The organism is Anabaena azotica FACHB-119 (assembly GCF_014697625.1).
Classification (GTDB): Bacteria; Cyanobacteriota; Cyanobacteriia; order Cyanobacteriales; family Nostocaceae; genus Trichormus; species Trichormus azoticus_A.
In genome coordinates, this window is the sequence record NZ_JACJSG010000064.1 from 24865 (window position 1) to 40628 (window position 15764).

Annotated in this window: 10 protein-coding genes and 3 pseudogenes; 4 read left to right on the plus strand and 9 right to left on the minus strand. The window is 43.0% G+C overall.

Translation table 11 applies throughout. The features are described from left to right. The first annotated feature begins 21 nt into the window (after positions 1-21). Complete coding sequence (locus H6G83_RS30860; RefSeq protein ID WP_067767452.1) at positions 22-648, plus strand: LabA-like NYN domain-containing protein; 627 nt, start codon at positions 22-24, stop codon at positions 646-648. 267 nt (positions 649-915) lie between these two features. Next, on the plus strand, positions 916-2073 hold the full coding sequence (gene lptC, locus H6G83_RS30865; protein ID WP_190479271.1) for an LPS export ABC transporter periplasmic protein LptC: 1158 nt from the start codon (positions 916-918) through the stop codon (positions 2071-2073). A 31-nt stretch (positions 2074-2104) separates the two neighbouring features. Here the strand turns inward: lptC and H6G83_RS30870 are convergent, their stop codons facing one another. The 9 genes and pseudogenes from H6G83_RS30870 to H6G83_RS30915 form a co-directional block, all read right to left on the minus strand. Next, a complete protein-coding gene (locus H6G83_RS30870; RefSeq protein WP_190479273.1) occupies positions 2105-2302 on the minus strand; it encodes a hypothetical protein in 198 nt (65 codons plus the stop codon). Positions 2303-2574: 272 nt separating this feature from the next. Beyond that, a pseudogene (locus H6G83_RS34880) lies at positions 2575-4123 on the minus strand (AAA-like domain-containing protein). Between the two features lie 459 nt (positions 4124-4582). Beyond that, positions 4583-5215 (minus strand): type I restriction enzyme HsdR N-terminal domain-containing protein, encoded by a 633-nt coding sequence (locus H6G83_RS30885; RefSeq protein ID WP_190479275.1) that lies wholly within the window; start codon positions 5213-5215, stop codon positions 4583-4585. A gap of 268 nt (positions 5216-5483) precedes the next feature. Beyond that, positions 5484-7091 carry an AAA-like domain-containing protein gene (locus H6G83_RS30890; RefSeq protein ID WP_190479277.1) on the minus strand — a complete coding sequence of 536 codons (1608 nt, stop codon included), beginning with the start codon at positions 7089-7091 and terminating at the stop codon, positions 5484-5486. Positions 7092-7239: 148 nt separating this feature from the next. Then, positions 7240-8559 carry a D-alanyl-D-alanine carboxypeptidase/D-alanyl-D-alanine-endopeptidase gene (locus H6G83_RS30895; RefSeq protein ID WP_190479279.1) on the minus strand — a complete coding sequence of 440 codons (1320 nt, stop codon included), beginning with the start codon at positions 8557-8559 and terminating at the stop codon, positions 7240-7242. Between the two features lie 305 nt (positions 8560-8864). After that, the gene (locus H6G83_RS30900; protein ID WP_190479281.1) at positions 8865-9935 is read right to left on the minus strand and encodes an LOG family protein; all 1071 of its coding nucleotides are present in this window, start codon (positions 9933-9935) and stop codon (positions 8865-8867) included. 565 nt (positions 9936-10500) lie between these two features. Further along, a pseudogene (trxA, locus tag H6G83_RS30905) lies at positions 10501-10848 on the minus strand (thioredoxin); the annotation flags it as partial. 702 nt (positions 10849-11550) lie between these two features. Then, complete coding sequence (locus H6G83_RS30910) at positions 11551-12714, minus strand: GuaB3 family IMP dehydrogenase-related protein (protein WP_190479301.1); 1164 nt, start codon at positions 12712-12714, stop codon at positions 11551-11553. 754 nt (positions 12715-13468) lie between these two features. Then, the gene (locus H6G83_RS30915) at positions 13469-14155 is read right to left on the minus strand and encodes an ATP-dependent Zn protease (RefSeq protein ID WP_190479286.1); all 687 of its coding nucleotides are present in this window, start codon (positions 14153-14155) and stop codon (positions 13469-13471) included. Between the two features lie 177 nt (positions 14156-14332). On the opposite strand from H6G83_RS30915, the gene H6G83_RS30920 reads away from it, so the two are divergent. Both H6G83_RS30920 and H6G83_RS30925 read left to right on the plus strand, forming a co-directional pair. After that, positions 14333-15505 (plus strand): DUF4336 domain-containing protein, encoded by a 1173-nt coding sequence (locus H6G83_RS30920; RefSeq protein ID WP_190479288.1) that lies wholly within the window; start codon positions 14333-14335, stop codon positions 15503-15505. Between the two features lie 65 nt (positions 15506-15570). Beyond that, positions 15571-15764, plus strand: a pseudogene (locus H6G83_RS30925) (hypothetical protein); the annotation flags it as partial.

Genomic DNA, 15764 nt, shown 5'->3' on the forward strand with positions numbered 1-15764 from the left:
TAAAATCGAGGTATGACATCAATGTTGAATAATCTAGAAAATGATTCGATATTTACGCCAGAACAGGTTTTAGAAAATCGCGGACGGGTTGCCATTTTTATTGATGGGTCAAATCTATTCTACGCTGCTTTGCAATTAGGAATTGAAATAGATTACACAAAATTGCTATGTCGTTTGACTGGCGGTTCTCGGTTGTTGCGGGCTTTTTTCTACACTGGTGTAGATAGAACCAATGAGAAGCAACAGGGGTTTTTGTTGTGGATGCGGCGTAACGGTTATCGCGTCATCGCCAAAGACTTGGTACAGTTGCCAGATGGCTCAAAAAAAGCCAACCTAGATGTAGAAATAGCTGTGGATATGATGGCTTTAGTCGATTCTTATGATACTGCTGTTCTGGTCAGTGGTGATGGGGATTTGGCTTATGCTGTTAATTCTGTCAGTTATCGTGGCGTGCGGGTGGAAGTTGTGAGTTTAAGGTCAATGACAAGTGATAGCTTAATTAATGTGAGCGATCGCTACATTGATTTAGAAGCCATCAAAGAAGACATCCAAAAAACCCCGCGCCAAAGCTACCCCTATCGTCCATTATCCGCTATGGGATTTTTGGATGACCCCAGCGACGGACACCTAGAAATCCAAGATTCTTGATTGATTGTTAGGTGACAGGTGACAGGGTACAGGGGACAGTTTGAAAAGCTGTTGACTACATATCATCATTCATCTAGCAACTGCTATATATAAAAGGTAGCAGAAAATCATCAATTTAACTCAACAGGGGGGAATTACCACAACGTCCCCCCACTTTTATTTGTATTGGGTGTCAGTTTTCAGCCCACCAAAACCATGATACTGTGGGCAATTCCCATCTAACCCTACCAAAATCAATAGAAGATTCTATTTTACTTAACTATAAATATGAGATTAAAGAAAATCAAGTGGTATAATCTATTTCTAACTACTCTTTTAATCATCGGCTTAACAGCTTGTGTCGGTAAATTACCTACAAATAATCAACAAAATAATGCTGGTACAGGTAGAAAAGATAGTAATTTAACCTTCTTCGATGTCACCTTAGAACAAGCAGATGAAGTAGGGCGACCCGTTTGGAGAGTTAAAGCCAAACAAGCGCAATATACCAAGGAAAAAGAAATAGGTGAAGCGATAAGTCCCTACGGAGAATTATACCAAGAAGGGCAAATAGTTTACCAAGTTAGAGGGGAAAAAGCCGATATTGTACAAGATGGTAAACAGCTATTTCTCAAAGGAAAAATATTAGCTACCGACCCAAAAAATGGTGTAGTCTTACAAGGTAATGAATTAGAATGGCGACCAAACGAGGGTTTATTAATTGTTCGTAACCAAATTAATGGTACTCATAAACAGCTACAAGCCACCGCACAGGAAGCTAAGGTAAAAACCCGTGAACAAAAGATGGAATTTTCTGGTGGGGTAGTGGCTAACTCTCTTGATCCCCAGATGCAAATGCGGACTGAACATTTAATTTGGCAAATTAAAGAAGAAAAATTAATCGGCGATCGCCCGATGCAATTTGACCGTTACAAAAACAATCAAATCACAGATCGCGGTCGGGGTGACTCGGCGGAAGTTAACTTAAAAACCAAGGTAGCTACAGTTAATCAAAATGCTCAAATCTATTTACTAGACCCACCAGTAGATATAACTGGTAAATTCCTGAACTGGAATATGAACACAGAAACAGTGACAACAAAATCTCCCCTCCGCATATTCCAACGTGTGGAACAATTAACAGTAACTGCCAACCAGGGAGAAATGAAAATACCACAAAAGACAGCATATCTTACAGGTAATGTGAATGCTGTGGGTCAACGTCGTCAAACCCTAAATTCGCAAAAACTGACATGGTATCTTGATCGGCAATTAGTAGAAGCCCAGGGGAATGTGGTATACAAACAAGTTAAACCAGCGCTCACATTTAATGGTGAGACAGCCGTCGGGAATTTGGATACAGAAAATATAGTAGTCACAGGCGGGAATTCTGGCGATCGCGTAGTCACAGAAATTATCCCCGAAGAACCAAGTGCGAGAAATTAGAGTGATGGTCTGCGACCAGAGGCGATCTCATTTAGGTAAAAAATACTAGCGCCTCATTTAAGCTTAAAGGTGTTTCGTCCTTAACTGCCTGCATGGCTCGATAAAGTCCTTCATCTTCAATAGCATCTAATAAACGCTGATATTCCTCAAAGTCTAGGACTACTTTGAGGACTTGACCTTGTTTATCGGTAATTAATTCTTGAACAAATGGATATTCTTCAGCTTTCATAGGTTATGCACAGAATAATTACTTTTTACTATAGGGCGATCGCTATTAAAACGGAGCATTGAAGCTAAAAACGAGAAACGTCAGGGTGGAAACGAGAACGTTTTAGTTTTCAACGAGAAACGTCAGGGTGGAAACGAGAACGTTCAAGATTTGAACTTGAACAATGTTGTTAATTTCTTCAATGATTGCCTTCTACACCACATTTATCATGAGTTTTCTGGCAGGCGATCGCCTCTTCACCAAAAACCCCATCCCCTCATTTCCTCCACTCCCTACTCCCTATTCGCACATACTCTTGGTGCATTAGGATGACTAATCAAATAACCCTTCAGCCAACTGCAACCCTGCGCCAGTAAATTATCCAGATCCAAATTCCACAGTTTGATGGTCTTGTCACCACTGGCGGATGCTAATGTTTTGCCATCGGGGCTGAACACCACACTCCAGACCAATTCGCTATGACCTTCTAGAGTGGAGATGAGTTTACCAGTGTCCCGATTCCACAGTTTGATGGTCTTGTCACCACTGGCGGATGCCAATGTTTTACCATCGGGGCTGAACACTACACTCCAGACCCTATCGCTATGACCTTCTTTCGCGTAGCGTTCCGAAGGAAGGGTGGAGATGAGTTTACCTGTCTGCCGATTCCACAGTTTGATCGTCTGGTCACGACTGGCGGATGCCAATGTTTTGCCATCGGGGCTGAACACCACACTAATGACCGATTCGCTATGACCTTCTAGGCGATTTATTTCCCGAATATTAAGTAGAATACTCTGCAAACTAAACAAAGGACTATAAGCCGGATAATCTGCTAAAGATTTTTTATCCTTGACTAAAGTTTTGAGTTTTTCCCCACTCTGCACTGCTAACAGCAATCCCTCAATAAATGCTCCGGCTCATCCTGTCCCTCCCAATTCTCAATAATCCGCCTCCGCACAACCTCCTCAATTTGGGATTCTAGATTTTGGATTTTGGATTCTCCCCCATCTCCCCCATCTCCATCACTCGTTGTCTTCAATTTTGAATTTTGAATTTTGAATTTTGAATTGATTCCTCCCCAATCCCCAAACTACAAACCTTCTGCGTCAAAAACGGCTGTCCCCCCGTCCAAGCCAACACCGCCGCCATAACCTCTTGAGGATTTCCCACCACAGCCAAACCCCGCGCCAGAGGTTCCGCCTCATCGAGTTGAAAACCCGTTAAATCGATCGCTCGCCCAATATTAAAAGGTGTGCGGCGTTTATCTTGAATCAAATCTGAAGGAGTAGACACCCCAATCAAAGCAAATGTAATCCGCTCATACTCAGGATTATCCGCCCGTCGGTTATAACAATCCCGAATCACGGCAAAAAAGTCATCCAGATTAAAACCAAGACTGAGAACACTATCAATTTCATCAATAAAAATGACAATTTTCTCACTCATTCTTGACAATAAAACCTGTTCAATAAACTTACTCAAACGCTGCACTGGCGAAAGTAAATTGTTTTCATACCACCAAGTTTCCAAATCAAAATCACTATATAAATCAAAATCTCCCACCAAAATATCAATCACCCCGGCATACCATTGTTCAGGGGTAATATCAGCCGTCCCAATCGCTGTAATATCCACAGCCGCACAGGCAAACCCCTCTTCTTGCAACCGCCGCATCACCTGCACCCGCAAGCTAGATTTACCCATTTGCCGCGAATTGAGAACATAACAAAATTCGCCAGCCGTCAAGCCTGCATACAAATCATCATCAGCTTTTCGTTTTACATAAGTCGGCGCATCTGCGGGAAGACTACCCCCGACTTGATATTGATATTTAGTCATATTGGGGACTGGGGAGGAATCAATTCAAAATTCAAAATTCAAAATTAAAGAGAACGAGATTTTTGAAATATACGTAGGGTGGGCATTGCCCACCAAAGATATAATACGGTGGGCAATGCCCACTCTACAAATACTTAGAAACCATTTATAAAGTAAATCTTAAATAGGGTGTGTTACGGCTATGAAAAAATTTGAGACTTAGAGGTTGTTTGAAAAGTATTAAGTAGTTAGACATAATTAAATATAAAATAGGCTTTTGTTTGTAGTAAGCGATTTATCGCTCTCTTACAAGGTTCTGAAGGGCTAAAGCCCTTACTACGAACTTATATTTTATTAAGTCCTTCTACTTATTGCTGACATTAAAATCATAAAGACTTAACCCCCCTGCCCCCTTCCCTTGTAGGGAATGGGGGTTTTAAAGCCTCTCTCCTTTTAGGGGAGAGGTTTGGAGAGGGGTCATCATTGTACTTTTTGACTAATTAGATTAGCTAGGTGTTTTAAAACTTTCACAACAGTATGCAAATCATCACCACGATTTAGTGACAGTGTGTAAGATAATGAATATTTTGGTGTATCTTGCTGCATCAGTTTAATAAATTGAAATTCTCGACCGTTGGTTACAAAACCATATTGAGGTTTTGCATTGTCGGGTCTTGCTAGCATATAAGCTAATACTTGAGGAATCGCTACTTCTAAAGAATATTGCGCTCTTTTAGCTTCAATCACAAGCACCCAAAATGGAGGGTGAAAAACTAAAATGTCGATGCGTCCTCTAATGACTGTGCCTTCATCTTCTGAAGAAATTTCTACTTCTTGTGCTGAAGCAATGTAAAAAGGTGGTTGATAAAAACCTGCTAAACGTAATAGGGGAGATAGCACCACCATCTTGACTACGGGTTCCAAAACCGGATAAAGCGATAAATGTAAATATTCTGCTTTTACTTGGTTAAGGGATTGCTTTTCTAACTCACTTAACTCAGGTAAATTTTGTTCCCACTCCGAAAAAAAGCCTTCATCGTCTGCAATTTGTAATCCAAATTGCTCAATTAGTCCAGCTAGAGTGACATCTTTTCCCTGAATAATTTGCACCATTTGCCTCTACCTTTTAGCTATAATTATTTCTCTTGTTATTACCCATAGTAGTAGCGTGTCTAGGCTAAAATGTGGCAATATATTGGAAATAAATTGAACGCAGATGTTGGCGCAGCCTTACCGCAGGGTACGCAGATGAACGCAGATGATTAAGATGTTAGATTGTTGGCTAATGTACAAGTTTAGTCTAGACACGCCAGTAGGCATTGGCCTCCAAAACCATCATATTGTGCATTACCCCAGTCCCCAGTCCCCAGTCCCCAGTCCTTCATACCTTCAAGCGATCGCCAAAATATTGCCGATACAATTTACACAATGGCATAACTTTATTCCCCTGAAATTTCACTATCCCCATACTGCGGAGTTTAAACGCTTCTACCGTTCCCACATCCACGGGATCTTCCGCTTTCACTACTTTTTTAATAGCCGCCAACAATTCAGGATCAGCTTGTAAATTCAACAAATGGCGGCGCAAGTGGTCGCTATAACAACCTGCTTCCGTGGGTGCAACTTGTTCTAACTCTTCTAACGTCATCCTCCCCCTTGCAATGTTATACAATGCCACCCTGAGCAAGTAAGGATGTCCATCCAACCACAGCATCAACTTTTCTATCTGGGAGTTCGACCAATTCAACCCATGACGCTGCACTAAATCTTTTACCTGGCTTTGGTTCAACTCTGGTAATTCCACAGGTAAACCCACATTAAAGGGGGACTGATTAATATTTAAAGGAATGTACACTTCCTTAGAATGAACTATCACCAGCCTGAGTTTTTGCCAAATTGGGTCATTTTTCGCCCGTTCATGCCAAGCACGCAATAACCCAAAAAAATCACTGGCAATTGTTGGGTGTTTAAAGATTTCATCCACCTCATCTAAACCTAAAACAATTGGCGTATCAATTTGCTTTAATAAATATTTTTGGAAGTAATTACTAGCTTTGCTTTTACTTCCCAAAATTCCTTTCCAGTAATCTTCTAGCTGATTTGGCAAATTCAAATTATCGTTAATACTGCCGCAGAACCACTGCAAAAATAGATCCAAACTACCTAAAAATTCTGCATGCGCTTCCTCAAAATTCAAATAAGCAGTGCGATAATTTTGTTGCTGTGCATGATGCAAAATTCTTGACATTAATGAGCTTTTACCCATCTGCCGGGGAGCTTTGATGCGAATTAACGCTCCGGCTGTGAGAGTTGCTTCAAAACAGTCGCTTTCAATTGGCGGACGGTTAACATATAAAGCTGAATTTAGGGAAACTTGCCCTTCGGGATTTTCTAAAGATAAGGGCTGAATTGCCTGGGTTAGCTTATTGTTAATTCTTCTAGTTTTCAGCACAGGAATTGCCGACTCTGGTATGCTTTGTAAGTCGAGTGCATTACAGCCAAACTCGTAAGCATCCTCGTATGACCGATTAGCGCCTAGTGCATCATAAAATGCGATCGCAAATTCTCTAGCTGCTACATCCCCAATTTCGTCATTCATCTCCACAACACAATCAATATGTTGATGAATTTCCTCTGCTTGTACCTCACTGTAGCAGGAATTTAAAAATACACATTGAATTGAGTTTTTACACAACTCAAATAGCTTGGCTAGTGCTTTTGTATTCACTAGCTGACCTTTCCCAGCTTCATCTTCTAAAACTAAACCTGCCTTACCTGCACCATGCCCAGAAAAATGGACAATTTCAGGCGCATTATCTAACAGCGCCCGCCGTAAATCTTGAGTACGCACCGCCCATTTAGAAATCACTCGAAACTGATCTCGGTTTCTAGCACGTTCTAAACCCGCTTCAATGTCCCGTACTTCTTGATCTAAACGCAGAGGTTCACAGTCAATGGGATGAGCTGACAAAATCAGAATGGTTTTCACTGGGCTAAAAATTAAGAAGATGCACGTAGATTACTTAGATGTAGTCTACAACAGCCAGCAACCGAAAAAATACTGTCAGCAGAAGGCAGGAGGCAGGAGGGAGGGGAAAATAACTCTGGACTATGGACTATGGACTATGGACTAATGACTAACCCCCATAAACAATTTCACTACGCTTAGTATTACCCAGGTCGGGTAAAGAATTCGGTGAATGGGGAGTGAGGGCTGTAGGTGTATTGGGAGCAATTTGTAACAACTGTACAAGACGTTGTATAAGTTTGTCTTGTTGTTGACGGAAAGCGCCAATTTGAGGGCCACGGTTGATGATAGCAAACCAAACCAAACCGCGATCGCGTGTCGGGAAAACACCAGCTAAAGCACTCACATCGCGCAATGTGCCAGTTTTCATCACAGTCGCTAAGGGTAAATGCCGAAAGTGCATTGTTCCTCTATGGTCAAACCCAGACATGGGGAACAAGTCAGCCAAGTTGAGTTGATGGGCGGCGGCTTCTTGTTGCAAAGCCATCAACATCGCACAAACCGCCCTGGGAGAAATCCGATTTTCCGGGCCAAGTCCAGAACCATTGATTAACTGAATTTCTGAATGTGGGACTCGCGCTAATTTGGCAGCTTTGTCTTGCACTACCAAGTGTCCACCTATATCATCTGCCAACATTTGGGCGATTTCATTATTGCTGTAAACGTTCATTTCCTTGATGATCTGCTTCAAGGGTATAGAACGATGCCGGATCAACAGAGTTTGTTTAGCGATGGGTTGGGCTGAGTATTTAATTGTACCATTAATAGCTACTTGGGGCTTGGCTGTTCCCTTTGGCATAATGGAATGAATATAAATTGGCGGACGAGTCCAAATTTTAGAATTTAATGCTTGTTTAACCATTTGCCCAGCTAATTGGGGATGGCGTTGGAAATTCATGGCAAAGTTGCCTGTAATGACCAGATTTCCCTTAACTTGCTTAATCCCCATTTTATTGAGTGTATTACCTAGAGCGATCGCCTCTTCCCAAACAAACATCGGATCGCCGTCGCCATTAATAATTAAATCACCTTGTACTACACCATTAACCACTGAACCATTAGTCGCCACAGTAGTTTCAAATTGATAATCTGGCCCCAGAGTAGTAAAAGCTGCCAGTGAAGTCGCAATTTTCGTCAGAGAAGCCGCCGGCAGAGGCGTAGTCCCTTGATGATTAGCCATTAGCATCGGCCCCGACTGTAACCAAACGCCTTGGCTTTCCCCCAGATTCTGGGCTATTAATTTGGTTGTGATTAATCCTTGGAGATATTCCTTAACTGTATTAACTCCTGCTGGATTGGGGTCATTTGCAATAACCAAGCCAGGGCTACTTTGCCAAGTTACCACATCTAAAGCATCTGTCGGTTTGATTTTTACCCCAGCCATTTCCAGCCAGATAGAAACTAAACCCGAACTCAACAATTCCAGCATGACTCACTCCCCAGTTACACTTTAATATATTGTTTCCTGTGCTAATATACGCCCTTCCTGCTGATTATCAGCATGGAGTAATCATAACTGGTGTTTTTCTCATTGGGGAGTAGGAAATTGTTTACTGGGGACTAGGGACTGGGGACTGGGGACTGGGGAGTAGGGGGAGATGGGGGAGATGAGGGAGTAGGGGGAGATCAGGGAGAAATAGAGACTATGGACTTTTGACCAATTACCAATTACCAATTACCAATTACCAATTACCAATTACCAATTACCAATTACCAATTACCAATTACCAATGACTACTTCCTCTCTGGATGTACCTGTTCTTTGGTCGAACTAACACCCATTTGATTAATCACGCCAATCATTTGATATAAGCGTCCCAAGTCCCGTTGATTGAAGTACAGAACTAGGCGGGGTAAATCAATCGTTTCATCTTGGCTTTCTTGAGGTAAGGATTGACTTTTTTCAATCTTGCCTTTCACCAGAATGTTGCTGAATTGACTATTCAGTTGGTCAACCTCAGCATCTGATAATTTTTGAGTTAAGCGAATTACTAACTTATCGCCTACGTAACGACAGGAGTGATACACCTGATAAAAGCGGGTAATGGCATTGCAGGCTACTTCTAGGTTATCAGTGACTGTGTACAGGTTGGGGTCTTCAGGACTGACTAGCCCGGTTTTTACCAGATGCTGGTTAATATATTCACTCCAAGCCTGCCAATAATCACCGCCTGGATGGTCAATTAACACCACTGGTACAGGGCCAAATTTCCCGGTTTGACTCAAGGTCATGCACTCAAACGCCTCGTCTTGAGTGCCAAACCCACCAGGAAATAAAGCTATCGCATCGCTTTCTTTGAGGAGGAACAGCTTCCGAGTAAAGAAATATTTAAAGTGAATTAGCTTAGGATCACCTTCAATTACTGGGTTCGCCTGCTGTTCAAACGGTAGTTGAATGTTTAAGCCAAAGGAATTTTCTCGCCCTGCACCTTCGTGACCAGCCTGCATGATACCACCGCCACCCCCTGTCATGACCATAAATCCTAGCTTGGTCACAGCACGGCCAAATTCTGCCGCCATTTGATACTCTGGGGTTGTTGGTGATAGACGCGCCGAACCGAAGATAGTTACTTTGCGGACGTGTCGGTAATCATAAAACAATTTAAAGCCTTGTTCCATGTCTGCTAAGGCAGCAGACAATATTTTCCAATCGAGACGTTCAATATCACTATCAGCTAGGCGGATGATGGTTGCCAAAGCATTATAAATGAGTTGCCGATTCTTTAAGGTCGGTAAGCGATCGATTAATTCCGCAATATCGGCTTGGAGAGACTCGAATGTGTCGAAAGACGCAGATGAGGTCATGAGAACTGCCACCACAATGGCATTACATTTTACCTAATTTTTGTGTCCAATTTATCAACTGCTTGGCAAGTTACGAAAAATTGAGCAGATAACTATAAAAACAAATTTTTCTTAACTCTATCTAAAGATAGTTCACTTTTTTCGATGAGCATGATTTTATTTCTTAGTTATGCTATTTGCTTATACAGTCTATCATGAGGATTTTATCATCTATAATTTAAGCTATTTTTTACAAAATATTATATTTTTATAAAAAATATATCTTTATATTATTTCTAGTTTTTCGCTTCCTGAATATCCATTACCAAACTCTACAAATAATTTTATAAACTAGGCAATATTTCTATGTATGCTGATATCTAAAGGCAGCATTTCCAAAATATAGCTTAGGAGTAATTTTGCAGGAGGAATATTTTGTCAGTTGACGGGGGCGTGTAAGTACATTATTCTCTGATAGAAAATTTTACGAGGCGCAGATTCTAGCGCCTCATAAAGAAGTAAATGAATATTTACTTAACCCTATTGACAATAGATTCCTCAACAACAGTTGACAACTGATTGATTGTCAAACGTATTTTTCCACAGTCTGAGATAATGTGGTTTTAGGCACTGCGCCGACTACCATATCGACTTTTTGCCCACCTTTAAAAATCATCAGAGTGGGAATACTGCGGATGCCATACTGACTTGCAACTTGGGGATTCTCATCAGTGTTGACTTTCACTACTTTGATTTTACCTTCGTACTGTTGAGCTATTTCATCGACAACAGGAGCGACCATTCTGCAAGGGCCACACCAAGGGGCCCAAAAATCGACCAGAACTGGTACATCGCTGTCGATTACTTCTTGCTTAAAAGTAGAATCTGTAACTTGTGCGGCTGCTGACATGCCTAAAAACCTTTGCCAATTATATTTCTGACTTTCGTGAAAATTCTACCATAGCAAAAACAACTGCCTAAAAGACAAAGGATGTACATTTGCAAAGAAGCTGAAGAATTTATGTACATATAAGGAACCGCCCGAACAGTAGTCCGGGCGGAGTGTGGTGTGAGGAGTGAACGGAAACATGCGTCTCCGCTATATCTATTGTAGGCGACATATGGGATTTTTCCAGTGGATGTGAAAAACTCTGGAAAAAATTTCTGAATAATTTAAAGTTGGCAGTTGACAGTTGACAGTTGACAGCGCTGCACTGAAGCTCACGGAAGTGTTGACAGTTGACAGTTGTTTTGTGCCAATCTCATACTCATGTCTTTGGGAGCTAGCTTTACATATCGCCAGCTACTGACTAACTGACTTTTCACGTCATGTGGAAAAGTTAACGCTCCTACCTAACCCTCCAGCCCCCTACAAGGGAAGGGGGAGCAATTAAAGCCTCTGGACTTGTAGGGGAGCCAGTTGCGTGGGCGGTGAGTCCAGTGCTGCGGGAGGGTTTCCCTCTCTCCGTTCGCGGAGCGTGTCGTAGACAGACGCTTACGCGAACCGCAGGCAACTGGCGAACCCGAAGGGGTTTCCCGACTTGAGCAAACTGGCGTGAGAGGAATGGAAGTGGGGTTTTTCAGCCCGTGAAAAGTCAGACTGACTACTAGCTACTGACAACTGACAAAAAGCTGTTTATTTACCCATGCCTAATTGTTGAGCTTTCTGATATACTTTGCCTTCAGTTAACAATGAGGGAGCAATCACCACTTCAACTTGCTGCATTTCTTTAATATCTTTGGCTCCCAGTGTACCCATGCTAGTTTTTAACGCTCCTAAGAGGTTATGAGTACCGTCATCTAGCCCGGCTGGCCCTGTTAAGATTTGTTCGAGAGTACCTGTAGTCCCGACACGAATGCGGGTTCCACGGGGTAATACTGGGCTGGGTGTGGCCATACCCCAATGGTAGCCTCTTCCTGGGGCCTGGGCGGCTCTAGCGAAGGGGGAACCAATCATTACGCCGTCAGCACCACAAGCGATACATTTACAGATGTCGCCACCTGTGATTAAACCACCATCAGCGATAACGGGGACGTATTTCCCAGTTTCTTGATAATAATCATCGCGTGCGGCGGCACAGTCTGCGATCGCCGTTGCTTGGGGTACGCCTACACCCAACACCCCGCGAGAAGTACAAGCCGCACCAGGGCCAATTCCCACTAATACGGCGGCTGCGCCTGCTTTCATCAAGTTTAAGGTGACATCGTAAGTCACACAGTTACCCAACACCACCGGGATGGGCATAGAACGGCAAAATTCAGCCAAATCTAGCGGCGTTACTGACTCTGGTGACAGGTGGGCGGTAGAAACTACTGTAGCTTGGATGAAGAATAAATCAGCCCCAGCTTGGGCTACTACCTCACCGTATCTACTTGCGCCTAGAGGCGTGGCACTAACAGCCGCAATTCCACCTTGTTCTTTAATTTCTTGGATACGCTTGGTGATTAATTCAGGCTTGATGGGTTCAGCATATAGTTCCTGCATCAAGGAGACAAATTCATCCTTCCCTACTGACGCAATCCGATCTAAGATCGGTTCTGGGTCAGCATAGCGAGTTTGAATGCCTTCCAAGTTGAGAACGCCTAATGCACCTAGCTGTGATAACCGCACAGCCATCTTCACATCAACAACGCCATCCATCGCACTGGCGATAATGGGGATTTCGCGTTCAATGTTGCCAATTTTCCACCGAGTATCGGCTAAACTCGGATCGAGTGTTCTGTTACCGGGGACTAAAGCAATTTCATCAATGCCGTAGGCTCTACGAGCTGTCTTCCCCCGCCCAAGTTGAATTTCCACGCTGTTAAATTTTCTCAAATCTGTTCTTGCTAGGGTATCAAATTGTGAGACAATTTGCAGCGTTTTTTTTAATGTAGGTATTGGGGACTGGGGAGCCAGTCGCGTGCGGAGGTTCCCTCCGTTGAGCGAACTGGCGTGACTGGGGACTGGGGATAGTATTTTTAGGCCGATGCACTCTGACTTTTCACGGAATCTGAAAGACCTCTCTCCTACAAGTCCAGAGGCTTTGATTTCTCCCCCTTCCCTTGAAGGGAAGGGGGCTGGGGGGTTAGGTCTGCTGTTAACTTTTCCACATATAGCAGTAGCCACATAGGTTAGGACATTGAAGAATCACAAAATCTTTATAGTAAGCAGGTTTTAAACCTGTCAAGAGTCCCCTATCACCTGTCCCCTGCTATAACGTGAAAAGTCAGGATGCACTGCCCACCAATCAATGTTTTGCAAAGCCGAACTGCTACCCATTACCCATATGGATATATCCAGATGCGCTTGTAAATATTTATATCTAAAATAACGTTATACTTTTCCTGCTTTTGAGTTATCTGTTGTACTGTCAGTCAATCCTCCAGAAGTATGAATATTGAATAATAAAGTTTCCTAATTGATGTAAAAGGTGTTTCGCCACGACGCTCCAGTTACGCTACGCGAACGCTCGATTACCGCGCAGTCGTTCGCGGAGCGTCTGTCTACGACACGCTATCGCGTTCGCGTAGCGTCCCGTAGTGAACGCAGAGAACCACATTTCCTCCCCTCCCTACTCCCTAGCTTGAGCATCGACGATCGCTTTTTGGCAGTCTGCGATCGCCGCCCTTTGGCGTATGGCTTGGGCTAAGGCTTGATAACTCACCCAGTTGTCTTGGATGAGAGTTTTTGCTTGGAGAATGTGAAACCGTTGTTTTTGCTGACAAACTGACTCAGAAAAACCCAAAATTTTGAAAATATTTGCTAGTTTTCTTCTATCGTCAGTTCCACCTTCAACATCTTCAAAAACTAAAGTCTCCGCAGCAATTCCTGCCATCAAAATAGTACAGTAGCGCTCCAATGTCTGATTGCTGATTTTACCCTGTTCTAATTGAGCGGCTAATTCGCCATCCTCAAAGGAAATATTACCTTGGCCAGCTTGACCTTTTCGCCAAGCTTCCCAAGCGCTGAGAGTGTAACCTGTAACGGGAATACCCAACAAGTGAGCTACCAAAAAGTGTCCGGCTTCGTGGTGAATAATGCGATCGCGGTATTGTGGTGAAAACCCTGATACCCAATCCAAAAAGATAGTACCACCCTTACCTTGCAAGCTAAAACTATCAAAAGTTGCTATGCCCAGAATTGTGAAGGTAGCGATCGCCGGAATTGTTGGTGATAAATTAATTAACGGCCCCAAAAGAGCCGATAAAGTCATCAGAAAAACAGCTATTGCCGCTAGATTTAAGGCAGTTTGATTCATAATTGTTAGTTATTAGTCATTAGTCATTAGTCTCCCCCACTTCTTGTTCCCCTCCAGGGAGGGGTAGGGGTGGGTTACTTCCTCATCTCCCTACCTTAATTATTAATCAATACGCCCGACCCTCTCAACCTGCCTAATGCTAGAAATTGATCAGCAGATGGAAATGGGCAAATAATGATGAATTCACAAATACAGTCACAAAATAATCCTCAAGATTGGTCTTGGCCGTTCTGGCCGGCTTTACCGCTTTATCCTTACGGCAGAAGGCGCACAGTTTGCCGGGAGATAGTTAAAGATACTATCTGGACATTCGACCAAGTTCAAGGCATTCTGTATACAGTAGTACCGATTAGGATGTCAGTAATTAGGCTGAATGCGGGTGGTTTACTAGTTTATGCACCGGTTGCACCAACTAAGGAATGTGTGCGACTAGTAAATGAGTTAGTCGCCAAGTACGGCGAAGTTAAGTATATAATTCTCCCTACCAGTTCTGGACTTGAGCATAAAATATTCGTCGGCCCCTTCGCCAGAAAGTTTCCTCAAGCACAGGTATTTGTTGCCCCTCATCAGTGGAGTTTTCCGTTTAACTTGCCCTTAAGTTGGCTGGGTTTTCCCCAAAAACGTACTCAAACTTTACCAGAAGATTCCCGTCAAACTCCGTTTGCTGATGAGTTTGATTATGCAGTGTTAGATATTAATTTAGGGCGGGGTGCTTTTGTTGAGGTAGCATTTTTACACAGGCGATCGCATACTCTATTGGTGACTGATTCTGTGCTATCCGTATCAGCCCAACCACCGACTATCCTCCAACTAGAACCTTATCCCCTATTATTTCACGCCAGGGACAACGCCTCCCAAGCTATTGAAGATACCCCAGCTAACCGTCGCCAAGGATGGCAACGTATTGCCCTATTTGCCCTTTACTTTCGTCCCAGCGCCATAGAATTATCTGGGTTTGTCCAGATGTGGCGCGAAGCCCTCAAAGCCCCAGATCATTCACCAAAAGCATACTTTGGTTTTTTCCCCTTTCGCTGGCGAGAAAATTGGCAACAATCATTTACTGCCTTATCCGCCAATGGACGACCCTTTGTCGCCCCCATTTTACAAATATTAATTCTGCCCCAAGCCCCAACACAAGTCCGCAACTGGGCTGATACGGTAGCGAAATGGGATTTTCAACAGATTATCGCCTGTCACTTTGATGCACCATTTGCCGCTAGTCCCGAACAATTCCGCCAAGCCTTCAACTTTTTAGATGAGAATGCTAACAACAATCATCAAACGCTGTTAGCAGAAGATTTAAAATTTATTCAAGAACTGGAAGCAGATTTACCAAAAAACTGGGTCTAAAGCCCCGTCCTTCTTGGACGGCTTTGATTATGGTAGAATATTTGCGTAGGAGTTTTCCACATAAAATGATTGTTTTAGAGTTTAAAGCTAAAGGGAAAACAACTCAATATGCAGCCATTGATGAGGCGATGAGAACCTGTCAATTCGTTCGCAACAAAGCTATTCGTTTTTGGATGGATAACCGAGGTGTAGGGCAGAAAGACTTATATCGTCTTAGCAAGGTTCTCAGACATGAGTTTTCTTTTGTGAAAGCTTTGAA